14 protein-coding genes and 3 pseudogenes are annotated in these 17,082 nt (G+C 68.7%); 9 read left to right on the plus strand and 8 right to left on the minus strand.

What is annotated here, in order from left to right; all coding sequences use genetic code 11:
• The 7 genes and pseudogenes from VG296_RS12925 to VG296_RS32815 all read left to right on the plus strand — a co-directional run.
• Nucleotides 1–1,056 (plus strand): glycoside hydrolase family 64 protein (locus VG296_RS12925; RefSeq protein WP_325565918.1); only part of this gene is annotated, 1,056 nt, incomplete at its 5' end.
• Between the two features lie 109 nt (nt 1,057–1,165).
• On the plus strand, nt 1,166–2,221 hold the full coding sequence (locus VG296_RS12930; protein ID WP_325565919.1) for a LacI family DNA-binding transcriptional regulator: 1,056 nt from the start codon (nt 1,166–1,168) through the stop codon (nt 2,219–2,221).
• Between the two features lie 148 nt (nt 2,222–2,369).
• A complete protein-coding gene (locus VG296_RS12935; RefSeq protein ID WP_325565920.1) occupies nt 2,370–5,096 on the plus strand; it encodes a discoidin domain-containing protein in 2,727 nt (908 codons plus the stop codon).
• A gap of 138 nt (nt 5,097–5,234) precedes the next feature.
• Complete coding sequence (locus VG296_RS12940) at nt 5,235–6,104, plus strand: helix-turn-helix domain-containing protein (protein WP_325565921.1); 870 nt, start codon at nt 5,235–5,237, stop codon at nt 6,102–6,104.
• Between the two features lie 34 nt (nt 6,105–6,138).
• Nucleotides 6,139–7,503: an FAD-binding oxidoreductase gene (locus tag VG296_RS12945; RefSeq protein WP_325565922.1), complete on the plus strand. Its 1,365-nt coding sequence runs from the start codon at nt 6,139–6,141 to the stop codon at nt 7,501–7,503.
• A 34-nt stretch (nt 7,504–7,537) separates the two neighbouring features.
• The gene (locus VG296_RS12950) at nt 7,538–8,143 is read left to right on the plus strand and encodes a dihydrofolate reductase family protein (protein WP_325565923.1); all 606 of its coding nucleotides are present in this window, start codon (nt 7,538–7,540) and stop codon (nt 8,141–8,143) included.
• Nucleotides 8,140–8,812: pseudogene (locus tag VG296_RS32815) on the plus strand (NAD-dependent epimerase/dehydratase family protein); the annotation flags it as partial. The gene VG296_RS12950 and the pseudogene VG296_RS32815, both read left to right, overlap by 4 nt.
• 122 nt (nt 8,813–8,934) lie before the next feature.
• Here the strand turns inward: VG296_RS32815 and cynS are convergent.
• From cynS to VG296_RS12985, 7 genes and pseudogenes are all read right to left on the minus strand, one after another.
• Nucleotides 8,935–9,378: a cyanase gene (cynS, locus tag VG296_RS12960; RefSeq protein WP_325565925.1), complete on the minus strand. Its 444-nt coding sequence runs from the start codon at nt 9,376–9,378 to the stop codon at nt 8,935–8,937.
• Nucleotides 9,375–9,965, minus strand: coding sequence for a TetR/AcrR family transcriptional regulator (locus tag VG296_RS12965; protein WP_325565926.1), 591 nt, complete (start codon nt 9,963–9,965; stop codon nt 9,375–9,377). The genes cynS and VG296_RS12965 overlap by 4 nt, the downstream gene beginning before the upstream one ends.
• Nucleotides 9,965–10,432: a nuclear transport factor 2 family protein gene (locus VG296_RS12970; protein ID WP_325565927.1), complete on the minus strand. Its 468-nt coding sequence runs from the start codon at nt 10,430–10,432 to the stop codon at nt 9,965–9,967. Before VG296_RS12970 ends, VG296_RS12965 begins: the two co-directional genes overlap by 1 nt.
• A gap of 510 nt (nt 10,433–10,942) precedes the next feature.
• Nucleotides 10,943–11,083 (minus strand): MerR family transcriptional regulator, encoded by a 141-nt coding sequence (locus VG296_RS12975; RefSeq protein WP_325565928.1) that lies wholly within the window; start codon nt 11,081–11,083, stop codon nt 10,943–10,945.
• Nucleotides 11,084–11,120: 37 nt separating this feature from the next.
• Nucleotides 11,121–11,183: pseudogene (locus VG296_RS32820) on the minus strand (hypothetical protein); the annotation flags it as partial.
• Nucleotides 11,184–11,517: 334 nt separating this feature from the next.
• Nucleotides 11,518–12,822, minus strand: coding sequence for a low temperature requirement protein A (locus VG296_RS12980; RefSeq protein ID WP_325565929.1), 1,305 nt, complete (start codon nt 12,820–12,822; stop codon nt 11,518–11,520).
• A 77-nt stretch (nt 12,823–12,899) separates the two neighbouring features.
• Nucleotides 12,900–13,457, minus strand: a complete 558-nt coding sequence (locus VG296_RS12985; RefSeq protein ID WP_325565930.1) for a TetR/AcrR family transcriptional regulator — start codon at nt 13,455–13,457, stop codon at nt 12,900–12,902.
• 131 nt (nt 13,458–13,588) lie between these two features.
• Here VG296_RS12985 and VG296_RS12990 point away from each other — a divergent pair, with 131 nt between their 5' ends.
• Both VG296_RS12990 and VG296_RS32825 read left to right on the plus strand, forming a co-directional pair.
• A complete protein-coding gene (locus tag VG296_RS12990) occupies nt 13,589–15,031 on the plus strand; it encodes an aldehyde dehydrogenase (protein WP_325565931.1) in 1,443 nt (480 codons plus the stop codon).
• Between the two features lie 143 nt (nt 15,032–15,174).
• Nucleotides 15,175–16,192, plus strand: a pseudogene (locus VG296_RS32825) (MFS transporter); the annotation flags it as partial.
• A gap of 443 nt (nt 16,193–16,635) precedes the next feature.
• Here the strand turns inward: VG296_RS32825 and VG296_RS13005 are convergent.
• On the minus strand, nt 16,636–16,884 hold the full coding sequence (locus VG296_RS13005; protein WP_325565932.1) for a hypothetical protein: 249 nt from the start codon (nt 16,882–16,884) through the stop codon (nt 16,636–16,638).
• Between the last annotated feature and the right edge of the window lie 198 nt (nt 16,885–17,082).

Here is a 17,082-nt window from a genome sequence, read left to right on the forward strand (position 1 = left end):
AACTCGACCTGGACCTCGATCTACTCCACCACAACCGGAACCGGCGGCAACCAGTCGCTGACCGTCTCCGGCACCGGCCGCTACGTCCGCATGTACGGCACGGCACGCGCCACACAGTACGGATACTCACTCTGGGAGTTCGACGTCTACACGACCGGCGGCTCGACGGCTACGTCTTCGCCGACCGCGTCGGCGTCGCCGACCACGACTCCGACCGGCTCCGGAGCGCCGCCCGCGGCCTTCTGGGGCAACACGAGCGCCATTCCGGCCGCCAGCAACGTGCTCGAGGTGGCGGTGACCAACCAGACCAACGGCCAGTACCCGGACAGTGAGGTCTACTGGAGCTTCAACGGCCAGGAGAAGTCGATCGCTCAGCAGCCGTACATCGACATGCCCGCGAACTCGGCCGGCCGGATGTACTTCTACCTCGGCTCGCCGACCAGCCAGTACTACGACTTCATCGAGTTCACCGTGGGGACGGCGTCGATCAACGTCGACACCACACGCGTGGACCGCTTCGGCCTCAAGCTCGCGCTGCTCGTGCACACCCACGCCGGCACGGAGCAGGAGGTCGGCGAGAACTACGCCACCTTCCAGGAGAGCCGCACGGCCACGTTCCAGCGCTTCCAGAACTCCGTGCCCACGGCGTTCAAGGAGCTGGCCACGGACCAGGCGCCGTACGGGATCCCCTCGCCCGGCGGCGACCCGGCCTTCCAGGCGGGCGGCGCGTACGCCACCTACTTCAACAGCGCGCTGACCGCCGCCGGGGACACCAGCGACACCAGCCTCGACGTCTTCGGCTGCGCCGGCACCCTCTCGGGCAACCCGACGCTGTGCGCCGCCCTCAACCGGGGCGTCGCCCAACTGCCGACGGCCCAGCAGTCGATCGCGAGCAACTTCTACCAGACCGCTCCGTCCAACTACTACGCGCAGTTCTGGCACCAGAACGCCATCAACGGGATGCAGTACGGCTTCCCGTACGACGACGTGGACGGCTACTCCTCCGACCTCTCCGTCGCCAACCCGCAGTACATGGTCGTGGCGGTCGGCTGGTAGCCGTCGCCCCGGATAATCCGTCGCGGGGATGGGAGAGCGCTCTCACATCCCCGCGACGCATGGCGGAGCCGTGCATTACAGAAAACCATCCGTGGTTACAATCCCAGTCGTGGATGCCAACCAGACACCGCCCGCCGCACCGACGCTCGAGCACGTCGCGCGGGTGGCCGGGGTCTCCCGCGCGACCGTGTCGCGGGTGATCAACAACGTCCGCAACGTCGATCCGCAGATCGCCGAGGTCGTCCGCGCCGCCGTCGAGGCCACCGGCTACGTGCCGAACCAGGCCGCGCGCTCGCTCGTGACGCGGCGCACCAACTCCGTCGCGCTCGTCGTCTCCGAGGGCGAGGACCGCAGCGTGCCGGCGGACGACGCGTTCGTCGGGCGAGTCTTCACCGACCCGTACTTCGGCCGGGTCGTATCAGGGCTCTTCTCCGTGCTGCGGCCGCGCGGGCTCAACCTGGTGCTGATGTTCGTGGAGACCGACGAGATGCGTCAGCAACTCGTCGGCTACCTCCGGCAGGGGCACGTGGACGGCGTGCTGCTCATCTCCTCGCATCCGCGGGACCCGCTGCCGCACCTGCTCACCGAGGCCGGACTCCCGGCCGTGCTCTCCGAGCGGCCGAAGTCCCCGCTGCGGATCAGCTACGTGGACGCACCGCAGCGGGTCGGCGCCCGGCTGGCCGCTGAACACCTGGCCGCGCGCGGCTGCCGCAGGGTGGCGACGATCGCCGGGCCGATGGACATGTCCGCGGGCCTCGACCGGCTCGCCGGCTTCCGCGAGGCGATGGCAGAGCACGGATTTCCCGAGATCCCGGCCGTCGAGGGCTACTTCACCCAGGAGAGCGGCGGCGCCGCGATGGCCCGGCTGCTGGACGAGCACCCCGACCTGGACGGCGTGTTCGCGGCGAACGACCTGATGGCCCTCGGCGCGGTCACCGTGCTGCACGAGCGCGGCCGGCGCATCCCCGAGGACGTGGCCGTCGTCGGCTTCGACGACCACCACGCGGCCATGCTGTGCCGGCCCGCGCTGACCACCGTGCACCTGCCGGTGGAGGAGATGGCGGCCGAGATGGCCCGGCTGCTGCTCGACCGGCTCGACCGGCCGGAACTGCCGTCCGCCGCGACAGTGTTCGAACCCACGCTGGTCGTGCGCGCGTCCGCCTGAGTTCCGGAACCCGCCCGCTGAGCCGCGGCCGGTTTCGGAACTGAATACGTGTGACTTTCTCTTGACGACTTCGTAACCGAGGAGTTCACTACCGCTCGGAGAGCGCTCTCCCACTCTTGAATACGTCAAGGAAAGGCAGACACCCTCCATGACCAGAAAACGGCGGCTGGTGGGCGCGACGACACGTCGGGCGGTCCACTACTTCGTCGCGGCGGCCACCGCGTGCGGCCTCGTTTCCCTCGCGCCGGTGCTCGCCGCGTCCCCGGCCTCGGCCGCGACGCAGACGCAGCTGTCCGAGACCGGTTGGACGGCGAGTTCGAACACGAACTCAGCCGCCGGAGACGCCCCGCAGAACGCGATCAGCGCCAGCGGCGCGCGCTTCAGCTCCGACGCCGCGCAGGCCTCCGGCATGTGGTGGCAGGTGAACATGGGCTCGGCGCAGAGCTTCGACCAGATCGAGATGGACTCCGGCGGCTACCCCGGTGACTACGCCCGCGGCTACGAGGTCGAGATCTCCAGCGACGGCACCAACTTCACCACCGTCTACACCGGCACCGGAACCTCCTCGCCCGAGACCGCGACCTTCGCCACGCAGACCGCGCAGTACATCAGGGTCCAGCTGACCACCGGCGTGAGCCCGAACTGGTGGTCGATGGTCAACTTCACCGCCTACACCAGCGGCTCCGGCAGCTCGGGCGGCGGCGGAACGAACGGACAGCTCACCGAGACCGGCTGGGCCGCGACTTCGAACACGAACTCCGCCGCCGGAGACGCCCCGCAGAACGCGATCAACGCCAGCGGCGCGCGCTTCAGCTCCGACGCGGACCAGGCGCCGGGCATGTGGTGGCAGGCCGACATGGGCTCCGTGCAGACCTTCAACCAGGTCAACCTGGACTCCGGAACCGGCAGCGGCGACTACGCCCGCGGCTACGACGTCGAGGTCTCCAACGACGGCACGAAGTTCACGCCGGTCTACTTCGGCACCGGCACCGCGTCCCCCGAGACCGCGACGTTCTCCACCCAGCAGGCGCGCTACATCAGGATCCTGCTGACGGCGTCGAGCACCACGAGCTGGTGGTCGCTGACGAACGTCACCGTCTTCAACACCTCGACCTCCGCGACGCTGCCCGGCGCTCCGGCGACCGGCGGCAGCCTCGGCGCGAACGTCTACGTGTTCACCCCGAGCGAGTCGGTGAGCTCGATCCTGAGCACCGTCAACACGATCTCGAACGCGCAGGCCGGAAACCAGTTCGGCAGCCAGCGCTACGAGTTGCTGTTCGAGCCCGGCACCTACGGCTCCGCCTCGACCCCGCTCGTGTTCTCGGTCGGCTTCTACGAGAGTGTCGCGGGCCTCGGCCAGAACCCGGGCCAGGTCGTCATCAACGGCGCGATCAACTCGTACAACCAGTGCACCAACGGTGTTCAGACCGAGTGCTACGCCACCACCAACTTCTGGCGTTCGGTCTCCAACCTGACGATCAACGTGACCGGCATGACCGGCTGCTTCAACGGCACGGACGTGTGGGCCGTCTCCCAGGCAGCCCCGATGCGCCGGGTGAACATCAACGGCAACCTGACGCTGATGGACTACTGCGACGGCTCGCCGGACTGGGCCAGCGGCGGCTTCATCGCCGACTCGAAGCTCAACAACACGGTGACGAACGGCTCGCAGCAGCAGTTCTTCGTGCGCAACACGGACATCGGCAGCTGGAGCAACGGCGTGTGGAACCAGGTGTTCTGCGGTGACCCGGGAGCGCCCCCGCAGAGCTTCTCCGGCAACTCGGGCCTGAGCGGCGGCACCGCGCCCTACACGACCCTCGGGAGCTGCCCGACCACGCAGGAGGAGCCGTACCTCTACACGGACTCGTCAGGGAACTACAACGTATTCGTGCCCTCGGCGCAGTCCAACTCCAACGGACCCACCTGGGCGAACGGCAACACCCCTGGTTCGTCGCTGTCGCTGAACTCGTTCTACGTGGTGAACTCGTCGAGCACCATCGGCCAGATCAACGCCGCGCTCGCCGCCGGTGACAACCTGCTGTTCACCCCGGGCGTGTACCAGTACGCGCAGACGATCCAGGTGACGCATGCGAACACGAAGATCCTCGGCCTCGGTTTCGCGACGCTGATCCCGACCTCGGGCAACGTCACCATGTCGGTCGCCGACGTCCCCGGCGTCAACGTCTCCGGCCTGATCTTCGACGCCGGACCGACGCAGTCCTCCGCGCTGCTGCAGCTCGGCACCGAGGGCTCGACCGCCAACAACGCCGCCAACCCGGACAGCGTCGACGACGTGTTCTTCCGCGTCGGCGGCGAAGAGGCCGGCACGGTGGCCACCGCGTTCGTCGACAACTCCAACGACTCGCTGATCGACGACGTGTGGTCGTGGCGCGCCGACCACGGCGCCGGCGCGGGCGGCTGGACCGGCGACCAGTCGGCCACCGGCCTCGCCGTCAACGGCGACCGGGTCGAGGCGAACGGCCTGGCCGTGGAGCACTACCAGCAGTACGAGACGATCTGGAACGGCCAGGGCGGCAAGGTCGTGTTCTTCCAGAACGAGAACCCGTACGAGGTGCCGAGCCAGGCGGCGTGGATGTCCAGCGCCACCCAGAACGGCTACCCGGCGTTCTACGTGCCGAACAGCGTGACCACGTTCAACGGCTACGGCATGGGCAGCTACTCGTACTTCAGTCAGGGAGTCGCGATCGAGAACGCGATGGCCTTCCAGGCGCCGCAGACCTCGGGAGTGCAGTTCAACGACCTCCTCACGGTGTTCCTGAACGGCACCGGCGGCATCCAGACCGTCATCGACGGGACGGGAGCTGCGGTCAGCCCCAGTTTCGGCGGCCCGAGCGACGTCGTGACGTTCAACTGACGCGGATTTGACGCATAAGTTCATAGAAACACCTCAGAAGTCCCGACCGCACGGGGTGCGGTCGGGACTTCGTCTTGGCTACGCGCGTTCAATCCATAACCGTTCCGCGATACGGGTTCTCTCACTAGGCTCGCGAACGTGAGAGATCACAGCTCCACGGAGGACACCGCTGGGACGGAGTCTTATGTCGAGCGTCCACCGCTGCCGGGGATGGCGGGTGTGGTGCGGACGGTCTGGATCCAGCGCACCGGTGAGTTGGCGCGCGTGCAACGACACCTGCCGACGGGCGGCGTCGAGATCCATTTCCCGATCGGCGGACGCCCCCAGCTGGTCGGCCCGCTGACCGGTCCGGCGGTCGAGGTCATTCCGGCGCGCACCACGATCGTGGGCGTGCGATTTCATCCGGGCGCGGCGCCGCCGCTTCCGACGGTCCTCGACGAACTGGTGGACCAGCGGCTCGGACTGGCGGAGTTGTGGGGGCGTTCGGTGGACCGGCTTACGGAGGCGATGGCCGGGGCCGGGACGGCCGAGCAGGCACTCGTGCTGCTGCAAGCCCACCTCGCGCGGCAGTTCCGCGGTTCGGCCCGCTTGGATCCGCTGGTAGGGGAAGCCGTCAGGGCCCTGATGCCTTGGCACCCGCTCAACGTCGACGCGCTGGCCACCCACCTGGCGCTCTCCCCCAGCCAGCTGCGCCGCCGCTGCCTGCAGGCGGTGGGAGTGAGCCCCAAGGTTCTGCAGCGCACGTTGCGGTTCCAGGGCTTTCTCGCGCTGGCTCAGTCCGGCGCGGCCGCCTCGGGGCGGCGGGGTACGGACGGCATGGCGGGCCTCGCGGTCGATGTGGGCTACGCCGACCAGGCGCACCTGAGCCGAGAATGCCTGCGCCTGACCGGGCTGACGCCGCGCCAGCTGCTCGGTGACAGCCTCGACTGCCGCGCCTGCGGCCACGACCACTCGGCCGCCTTCAAGCCCTTCCTCGCCACGCGCAGCAGGCCACCGCTGCGGGTCTGAGGGCGCGCGTCTGGCGGCGCACATCGGGGCGCACATGAGCGTGCGCGATTCGTTCAAGATTCGTCGCCGCCGCGCTCGTAATCTCGCACTCGTGTCAGTCCAAAATGACGACGTTCGAGATGACCGCGTTCGCGGTGAGCCTGTTCGAGATGACCGCGAGCCGGTCCTGTGCCACTCGGTCGCTGCCGTCGCTCGCGCCATCGAGTACGCGGCAACAACACGGAACCGCGTCGTCCCTCGCGGCGGCGGCCACTGCTTCGCGGGCCGGTCGTCGATGGACGGTGTCGTGCTCGACCTGTCCGGCCTTGACTGCATCCGCGTGGCGGACGACGGAGTCGCCACGATCGGGGCCGGCGTTCGGTTGGAGCAGGCGTATGCCGCGCTGCACTCCCGCGGCCGGACACTTCCCGCCGGGTGTGGGCCCACCGTCGGCATAGCCGGCCTCACGCTTGGCGGCGGGATCGGTCTGCTCGGGCGCACGTATGGACTGACGTGCGATCGCCTAGTAGGCGCTCGCGTCGTGCTCGCTGACGGCAGCATCGTGGATTGCGACGACAACCATGAGCCGGACCTGTTCTGGGCTCTGCGCGGTGCGGGCGGCGGCCAGTTCGGCGTAGTCACGTCATTCCGATTCGACACCGTTCCCGAGCCGGTGAGCACCCGCATCCAGGCGCACTGGCCGAGCCTCGCTCCCGACCAGCTCGCGGACCTGGTCACGGCCTGGCAAACCTGGGCCCCGGACGCGCCAGACGAACTCACCGCCAACCTCAGCCTCCAGTCCGATCCCGGCGAGCCCACCAAAGCCACCCTCTTCGGCGCCTCCACACTCGGCGAGGTATCGACCAGACAACTCCTACGACAGCTCATTGATACGACTGCCGCCCCGACGGCAACGATCGAGCTGCGCGGCGGCCTCCCCTTCTCCCGTCTGAAGCAGACGTTCGCCGAGACAGATCCCCGGGATTCGGCCGCCGAGCGCAGGGTGCGGATCAGGTCGGAGTTCTTCTCGACCGCGCTTGCTGACAGCACCCTGGCTTCGCTGCTGACACACCTCCTGACATGCCTCGGAGAAGCAACGCCGAGAGACCCGCACCGACGCCAGCTCACCTTCACAGCAATGAGCGGGTCGTACAACGCGGTCGCCGAGGACGCGACCGCTTTCGCTCACCGCGGCGAGCGCTTCCTGCTCGAACACATCGCCGACGCGGCCGACCCCTGGGTCGATCGTTCGTGGGCGACCGCTCACGTCGACGGATCGGGGCGTGTCTACCCCAACTTCCCCGACCTCGCGCTCGACGATTGGGCCGTGGCGTACCACGCGGGCAACCGCACCCGGCTGGCTTCCGTCAAGCGCGTCTATGACCCGCAGCGCCTCTTCGACTTCCCCCAAGCCATCTGACCAGCGATCTCAACCAATGTGAAAGGTTCACGACATGAGCAAGGTCTTCAGCGCCCACGCCGTCTCCGTGGACGGCTACATCAGTGGCCGCACTCCCCCGGGGACGGATGAGTACGGGCGCGGTCTCGGTGACGCGTCGATGCTCTTCGACTGGTACTTCAACGGGGACACGCCGAGCAAGGTATTCGACGGATTCAAGCTCAGCGAGCCCAGCGCCCGATTCTTCGACGTCGTCGCGGCACGAGTCGGGGCGACGGTCGCGGGGCGCACGACCTACGAGCATTCCAGCGGTTTCGGGGGTGACGGCCCGCACCCGACGGCACGGTTGATCGTGCTCAGCCACCGCCCCGTGCCGGAGATCAGCGACCGGCAGACGCTCGTGACCACCGGCATCGAGGACGCCATCGCCGCAGCCCGCGACGCGGCCGGCGGCAAGGACGTCGGCCTGATGGGCGGTGAGGTGGCCACCGCGGCGCTCAAGGCGGGCCTGGTCGACGAGGTGATCCTCCATCAGGTGCCCGTCCTGCTCGGCGGCGGCCGCAGCTTCTTCCACGAGCTCCCGGAGCATGTGCGGCTGCGTCTCATCGAGGTCATTCCGGCTGCCGACGTGACCCACCTGCACTACGAGGTGGCCCGATGATCCTCGTCACCGGAGGTCTCGGCATGATCGGGGCGCACACCGCCCGCGCGCTCGTCGACATCGGACAGGAGGTCGTCGTCACGTCCCACCGCCGGGCCGAGGTCCCTTCGTTCCTCGCGGGCCGGGTCACCGTGGAGTCCCTCGACGTCACCGACCGAGACGCGTTCCTCGCCCTCGCCGACCGCCACGACATCAGCGACATCGTCCACCTCGCCGGAGGCATCCCGGACAAGGACCCGGTCGCCTTCTTCCGGACGGAGACGACCGGCCTGCTCAACGCCCTGGACGCGGCCCACACCTGGGGCGTGCGCAGGTTCGCCGTCGCCAGCAGCCTCGGCGTCTACATCGGCCGAACCGAAACACGCTGGCACGAGTAACTGGCGCTGCCCACAACGCAGCTGCCGCACCTGATCGTCGCGTTCAAGAAGGCGGTCGAGCCGATCACCACGCACAGCCTGCGGGGCAGCGGAGTCCAGCCGGTCGTCCTGCGGATCGGCACCATCTGGGGACCGCTCGTCGACCCGGAATCACCGTTCTTCCCCATCCCCTCCTACATCAGTGCCGTACTCCGCGGCGAGCAGCCCCCTCCACGCCGACGACGGCGGCGACCGCTGCTACGCCCCCGACGCCGGCCGCGCGATCGCCCTCCTGACGACCACCGAGACCCTGTACGCCTGCTGGATCAGTTCGTCGAGGCTTGGTGGATCGTCGTCATGCGTCTAGTTGTGGAATGCCGTACGGAGCAGCGCCAGGGCGACTTCTGCGACCGGGGGCTTCGGTGGTCGCCATGGTCAGTAGCGGCGGTAGGGCAGGAACTTCCCGCTGAGCGTGATCCGCACCCGGTCTCCGGCGTCGTTGGGCTCGCGCTCGAGGTTCATCTCGAAGTCGATGGCGCTCATGATGCCATCGCCGAACTCCTCACTGATCAGCTCTTTGAATGTGGTGCCGTAGACGCTGATCAGCTCGTAGAACCGGTAGATCAGCGGGTCGGTCGGCACCGCGGTCGGTAGGGATCCGCGGTACGGCGGGATCTGCAGCAGAGCGACTGCCTCGGCTGGGAGGTCGAGCAGTTCGGCGAGGCGCGCGGCCTCCTCCTGGGAGAGCGCCATCTGTCCGAGGCACGCGGCTGTCGACCACTCCTTGCTCTGGCCGACCGCTTCCGCCACGTCGTCCCAGCGCAACTTGCGCTCCAGCTTGCGGCTGACGATCAGCTCGGTCACATCGTTGCGGTTCATCGAACGTCTCCTGTGTCGTCGTTGCTGCTTGGTCGCGTGATGCGTGCGTGCAACCGGGTCAGGGATGCCCGGAAGGCCTCGGTCTCGCCCAGCGCCCTGCTGATGACCAGGGCGCCCTGGATACCCGAGACCGTGTCGATGGCCAGGTCGTGTGACCTCTGCGGCCCGTGGCCGGCCCGCGCCAGTGCGGTCTCGAGCGCGGCGATCCACTCAACGAAGTACTCCCGGATCGCGGCGGCGAAGCGCTCCCGCTCCTGCCCCAGGGCGAAGGCCCCGAACAGGCACACCAGGTCCCGCGACTCGAAGTAGCTCGCGGCGGCCTCGAACATCTCGGCGATCCGGGTGCCCGGTTCGCCCGGGGCCACGAGCGGTTCGTAGACGCGGGTGCGGAACCACGTGTTGACCTCGTCGAGGACGGCGCGAGCCATCTCCTCCTTGCCGCCGGGGAAGAAGTTGTACAGGCTTCCCTTACCCAGGCCGGTCTCCGCGGAGATGACGCTGAGGCTCGCGCCCTCGAAGCCGTGCAGGCGAAACGTGTTGGCCAGCGCCAGGACGGCGTCCGGCCGTTCGGCGATCGTGCGAGACATCAGAGCCCCAGGTCGCTCAAACCCGGGTGGTCCTGCGGCCGCCGGCCGCCGCGGTCCCAGAAGAACTTGCGGTCGGCCTCCTCGATCGCCAGGTCGTTGATGCTGGCGTGCCGCTCGGCCATCAGCCCCTCCGCGTCGAAGAGCCAGTTCTCGTTGCCGTACGCGCGGAACCACTGCCCCGCATCCGAGCGCCACTCATAGGCGAACCGGACCGCGATCCGGTCGTCCGTATACGCCCACAGCTCCTTGATCAGGCGGTACTCGTTCTCCCGCGCCCACTTGCCGGTCAGAAACGCGACGATTTCCGCCCGACCGGTCAGGAACGTCGAGCGGTTACGCCACCGGCTGTCCGGCGTGTAGGCCAGCGAGACCTGCTCGGGGTTGCGGCTGTTCCATGCGTCCTCGGCCCGGCGGACCTTCAGGACTGCGCTGTCGTGATCGAACGGAGGAAGCGGGGGCCTATTCATGGTGGGAACACCTTTCGCTGAACCGATAGGTACACCTTAGACCGATCGGTACAACCCAGCAAGTACATCCTTCCTCCAGGGACGAAGCCCGCCCAGGTAGGCGTCGGGCCGGGAGCGGCCACGAAGGCACCGAATACTCGTCGCGGCGTGATCAAGAAAAACGCGAGCATCGTGGACAGCTGAGCCGATTGTTGACGACATAGTGAGACGGTGGTCTCACGGGCGCCGGTCGCGCACCCTGGACACACCTCGGCCCCACCGCACGACCAGGCCCGAGCTTCAAGGAGGCATCGAGCCTGGTCAAGCCTGGTGCGCCGTCAGGGACCTGAACCCCGAACCCGCTGATTGAGCGGCGACGGGGCCATGATTGCAGCGGCGGACGCGGCGGCGACATGGCGGTGCTCAATCGGAACGGTGCTGTCCCGGGTCCGGTCCAGCAGACCCGCGGGGATGCGACTGTCTCTTGGGCCCGGTCCAGGCTGGAATCGAGACGCGCCAGATGGTTGGCGATCACCGGGTTGCGGTCTCGACGGCGAGAGCCTGAAGCACGATCTGGATGTCATCGAGCGGCATATCCAGGTCGCGGAAGCGGCGGATGATCTGCGCCGTAACGACTTGCTCTGGGCCGTAGCGCCGGTACCCGCTGTCCACGTGCACTTCCCTTGACCGGTTCCAACAGGCCGAGCTCATCGTAGTGGCGAAGCATCCTCACGCTCAGGCGCATGGCCCGGGAGAAGTCGCCGATGGGCATCGTCGAGATCACCAACGCAGTGTGACTCTCCCCCCGCGAACAAGCGGCCACTCCATGATCGCGTTCCGCCAACTCCTCATTGGCCACAGGGACAGGTTGGTGCCGTGCACCATCGACTGCAGGTCACCGATCCGGTGCTGCCACACGCCGGTGACCAGGGCCAGGCCGATCAGGCGAGCAGGCCGCCGCCGAGCCGGGTCGCAGCGTGTAGTGCCGCTTGATCCAGCCGACGGCGCGCATCGCCCAGCCGAAGGCCACCGCGGTGATCAGGAACGGCAGGTCTAGGCCGCGGCAGTAGAACGCGGCGAGCACGGCAGAGGTGCGCCGACCAGGCCTACGGCCGGCCGGAATCCGCGTCTGTCGGATCTGTCGGATCTGTCGGATCGAGGGTGTCAATGTTCTCACGGTCACTGTCCGGCTCGTGGGCCGCTGTCCACTCCTCGCATGCGGTCAACGCGATGAGTGTCACGCTGACGACGGCGAGCGCTACCAGGGCTGATAGGTGTCGGGTTGCGGGGAGCAGGATCAGTAGCGCTGCGGCGGCGACCAGTTGCGCGCGCGGCACCTGCCTGACGGTCAACCTGGTGAAGGCCGCGTGCCCCACCAGGTATCCGGCGGTTCCTGCGTACAGGGCGGTCAGCGCGGGCCAGTTCAGCGGGGCGCCGAGGTTCGATGCGCCGCTGTCGGTCACGGCCGTGAGCACTTCGCGGGCGCCGAGCGCCAGGTAGAGGACGCCGGCGATCAGCAGGAAGTGGACCATGGTGTAGGCGTCGCGGGCGATCCGGGCTCGGCGCGCCGGGGATGCGTGCTCCAGCGCGTCCTCGGCGTCGGCGGCGAGATGCTCGAAGTAGAGCCGCCACAGGCAGACGACGGCCACGAAACCGAGTGCCGCGGCGACGAGCACCATGGTGCTGTATACCGAGTCCCCGGCCCCCGTTCCGGCGGAGATCAGGGATTCGCCCAACACGATGATCAGGACCATGCGGTGCCGTTCGGCGAAGTGGCCGGGGCTGCGAACCTGCCACCCGCCCACGCGGGAGGCGATCCGGCCCCCGCCGAAGTCGATGGCGAATGCGACGGCCCACAACGCGGTCTGCCATGTGCCCGCGAGCACGGCCCCGGCGATCAGCGGGGCCAGCGAGAAGGTCTGCGGGATCGCGTCGGCCAGCAGTTGGACGCGCAGCCTGCGGTCCTCGGCGGCGGCGGTCAGATGCAGGCCGAAGTAGATAAGCCGCACGACGATGAAGGCCGCGGCCAGGATCAGCGGCGCGTCCACCGTCCCGGTGCGCCGGCTCCAGGCGTCCGGCATCACCAGGGCGGCGATGAACAGCGCGGCCATCACCACCAGCATCCCGGACCGGACCAGGCCTTGGTCGGTGCGCACCCGGTTGCCCAGCCAGACGTAGGCCGTCCAGGACCACCACAGCAGCAACAGCAGGATCAGCCCTCGGGCCAGGGTGGCGGCCGTGAGTGAGCGGGCCATGAACGAGCCGACGCGCGTGATCGCGAACACGAAGACCAGGTCGAAGAAGATCTCGAAGGAGGTCACCCGGTGGGACTCGGCGGCCATCGCCGGGCGGTGCCACGCGACGGTCTCGATCGGACCGGTGGATCCGCGCTCGCCGGCGCCGGCGCTCACCGGTTGCCCTGGGGGCGATGCCCGGCCAGGGAGCGGGCTTTCGGCCGCGGCGGGATCTTGAGTACCCATCCCGGTGGTCACCTCGCCGTGAGCAAGGGGGCGCCGACGCCGCGCAGCAGCGTGTCGACCGCGACGTCGGCGGCCTGTGCGGGGCTGAGGTCGGGCAGGTTCTCGGCGGCGTGCCGCATCAGCGGCGGAAGAAGCGCGGCCACCCAGCCGGGCGGCAGGTCGGAGCGCAGCACTCCCTCGTCGGTGGCGCGTTGCAGGAAGGCGTCGACCTGGTCGATCAGGCGTTGGCGGCGCTCGCGGATCGTCTCCTCGGCGCGCAGGCGGCTTGTCTCCACCGGCCATTTCCGGTTGGCCGCGATGATCCCCTCGACGTAGCGGTGCAGGGCGACCGCGACCGGGGCCTGATCAAGCCTGGCGGCGTCGACGGCCTGCTCGACCGCGTCGTACCGGGCCTGATAGACGGCGGCCAGGAGTTCTTCGCGCGAGGCGAAGCGCCGGTAGACAGTGCGCCGGTCCACGCCCGCCTGCGCGGCGATGGCGGCGATGCTCGCCGAGGGGTCGTCCGCGAGCATCCGCGCCCCGGTGCTCAGGACAAGTTCGAGGTTGCGCGCTGCGTCGGCTCTCATGGTCACGAGTATACACACTTGCGAGGCGGATGGACCAGTTACTGTCACGTTCTTGCGCCATGCTCAGATCCAAGTGCTACATTAATGAGGCGATTGGCGAAGCCGTTCGCCCCGGGACCGAGAGGACGATCATGATCACCTACGACAAGCTGTTCATCGGCGGCACGTGGACCGAGTCGAGCAGCCCGGACCTGCTCGACATCCTGTCTCCGCACGACGAGTCGCTCGTCGGGCGCGCCGCCCAGGCCCGGCCGGCCGACGTGGACCGCGCGGTGGCCGTCGCCCGCGCGGCCTTCGACGAGGGCACCTGGCCGAACACGCCGCCGGCCGAGCGGATCGCCGTGCTGCGCCGCCTGAACGCCCTGCGCGAGGCCCGCGCCGAGCAGATCGCGGCCGTGATCACCGCGGAGAACGGCTCCGCCGGCTGGTTCACCCGGGCCGGGCAGCCGAGTCTGACCCGGCAGGCCAATGCCTACCTGAAGGCAGCCGAGGAACTGGCGTGGGAGGAGGTCCTGACGCCGACCGACCCCGCAGCCACCGTACGCAGCGTGGTGCGCCGCGAGCCGATCGGCGTCGTGGCCGCGGTCATCCCGTGGAACTCGCCGTTCTCCGCCTCCCTGGCGAAGATCATTCCGGCGCTGCTGGCCGGCAACACGGTCGTCCTGAAGGTCTCACCGGAGAACTCCCTGAGCATGGGCATGCTCGCCGACCTGCTGGCCGAGTGCGGGCTGCCCGCAGGCACGATCAGTGTGCTGCCGGCCGACCGGGAGACCAGCGAGCACCTGGTGTCCCACCCCGGCGTCGACAAGATCGCATTCACCGGTTCGACCGGCGCCGGGCGCCGGATCGCCTCCATCGCGGGTCAACAGCTCAAGCGAGTCAGCCTGGAACTCGGCGGCAAGTCCGCCGCCGTCGTCCTGCCCGACGCCGACCTGGCGAAGTTCAAAGCCGGCCTCGCATTCTCCTGCCTGCTCAACAACGGCGAGGCATGCATCGCGCAGACCCGCATCCTCGCCCCGCGCAGCCGCTACGAGGAGGTCGTCGACGCCGTCAAGCAGGTCGTCGAGTCACTGAAGGTCGGCGACCCCCGGGACCCGGACACCTTCATCGGCCCGATGATCCGCCGCGACCAGCAACAGCGGGTGCGCGACTACATCGAGATCGGCATCAAGGAGGGCGCGCGCCTGGTCACCGGAGGCTCGCAGGTGCCGGCCGGCCTTGAGCAGGGGTACTACGTCACCCCGACCGTCTTCGCCGACGTCGACAACGCCATGCGCATCGCTCAGGAGGAGATCTTCGGCCCGGTCCTCGTCGTCATCGCCTACCAGGACGAGGACGACGCCGTGCGCATCGCCAACGACTCCGAGTACGGCCTGTCCGGCGGCGTGTGGTCCGCGGACGAGCAGCACGCCCTGGCCATCGCCCGCCGCATCCGCACCGGCACCATGACGGTCAACGGCGCCCCGGTCGGCTTCGACGGCCCGTTCGGCGGCTTCAAGGCCAGCGGCCTGGGCCGCGAGTACGGCTTCGCCGGCCTGAACACCTACCTCGAGTACAAGACCGTCACCCTCTGATCACCCGTCGAACGGGGGCCGCGGGCGCGCGGCCCTCGACTGGAGGAGCGCCCCGGCATGTCCACCGCCCTTGGCCCCGCGCCCGAAGCGGCGCCGCACATTCCCCTCGATCGCGACCGCGACCGCCCGGCGTCACCGCGGCCATGAGCGCTCTGGTCCTCGCCGTACTGCTGGCCTCTCTCGATCAGACCATCATCTCCACCGCGCTGCCACGCATCGCCTCCGACCTGGGCGGCTTCGCGAACATCGCCTGGGTCAGCGCCGGCTACCTGCCGGCCTCGACCGCCATCAACCCGCTGTGGGGCAAGCTCGGCGACATGGTCGGCCGCAAGCGCCTCCACCTGTGCGCGACAGCGCTGTTCCTGGCGGCCTCGGCCGCGTGCGGCCTGGCACAGAACCTCCCCCAGCTCATCGCGGCCCGCGCGGTGCAGGGCGTGGGCGGCGGCATGATCGTACTGACCTTCGCCCTCGCCGGCGACATCGTCGCCCCCACCGAACGCGGCCGCTAACAGGGCATGTTCGGCTCCGTCTACGGCGTGGCCAGCATCATCGGCCCGCGACTCGGCGGCGTCTTCACCGACGATCTGTCCTGGCGCTGGGCGTTCCTGATCAACCTGCCCGTCGGCGCCGTCGCCCTGCTGCTGGCCGCCCGGGTACTGCCGAACGCGGCACGCACCGCCACCGCCCGCATCGACTACGCCGGCGCGACCCTCCTGGCCTCCATCGCCACCGCCCTCGTCCTGGTCACCTCCCTCGTCCTGGTCACCTCCTTCGTCCTGGTCACCTCCTTCGGCGAACGCTGGGGCTGGGGCTCTGCGCGTATTGCCGGCCTGACATTTCGTCGCCGTTTCGCTGAGCGCGCTGCTGGTGCCGGTGGAGCGCCATGCGTCCGCCCCCATCCTGCCGCCGGCCATGCTGCGCTCGCGCACCGTGGTCCTCGGTTCGCTGATCGGCTTCGCGGCGAACGTCGCAATGTTCAGTGTGCTGATTTACCTGCCCACCTACCTTCAAGCGGTGCACGGGGTGTCGGCCGCCCTCTCCGGCGTGCACCTGCTGCGGCTGGTCGGCGGCCTGGTCGTCAGCCAGACGCTCGCCGGACGCCAGACCGCCCGCCCCGGCCGGGTCGGGTTGATCCTGATCGCCGGCATGACGGCTCGTATACCTCGTCCACCGCGCCGTCAGGCGTGCGGAAAAGGGGAATCAGGCTGTTAAGATCGCCGGACGGTGCCCCTGCCACGCGCGATGGAGATCTCGGGCCTCGGCAACCGATTCAGAGCTCGGCCCCACACGGCCTCACCGCGGCCCCATACAGAATCAGCGGTACCCGTCGAGACGGGTACCGCTGCATGTCACACCTGGTGCGCCGTCAGGGACTTGAACCCCGAACCCGCTGATTAAGAGTTCATTGGACGGCCGTCCGGGTGGTATCAAATGGTTGTATCCCGTCCCGTTTCGTCACCATCTATTCGCCTTTGGCGGGCGCACCATACCGCGCCGTACCGTGTCCCGCCACCGGGCGCCGGGACGTGCGCTCGGCGGTCGCTCGGCATCGTGCCGGGCGTGTGGCGGTCGTCACGGTTCGGGGGAACGCTGGGTGCGGCGATTCAATTCTGGTTCGGATCGATCCATCCCTTGGTGGTCTGCTTGTTCAGCTTTCCACGGTAGTCGCAGCCGGGGCAGGCGTCCTCGCCCTGGATGTGGCCCTCGTACCACGCATTGACGGCGGCGTTGAGAATCGCCTGCTCGGCGGTCGTTTCGCCGGACTGGTAAGCCTGAACGGCATTGCGGACGAGCAGCGCCAAGGCGGCATTGTCCGGGGCCGGGAACGGGGGCATGGGTAGTTGGTCCTTCACGCGAACCACGCTAACGCGTCGACGCTACACACGGGCAGGGTTCCGGAGAGTCTGATGCGGTCGCACGTTGTGAAGGCGCGCGCCGCTGTCAGCTTCGGGACGGCGAGGAATACCAACGGCCTACTCACCACAAGATCGGCGCCAAACCCGCGGATATGGCTAAATCACAAATTTAGGGCCGCGTTGTCCATTCCCGTG

This window comes from Actinospica sp., assembly GCF_035552695.1.
Classification (GTDB): Bacteria; Actinomycetota; Actinomycetes; order Streptomycetales; family Catenulisporaceae; genus Actinospica.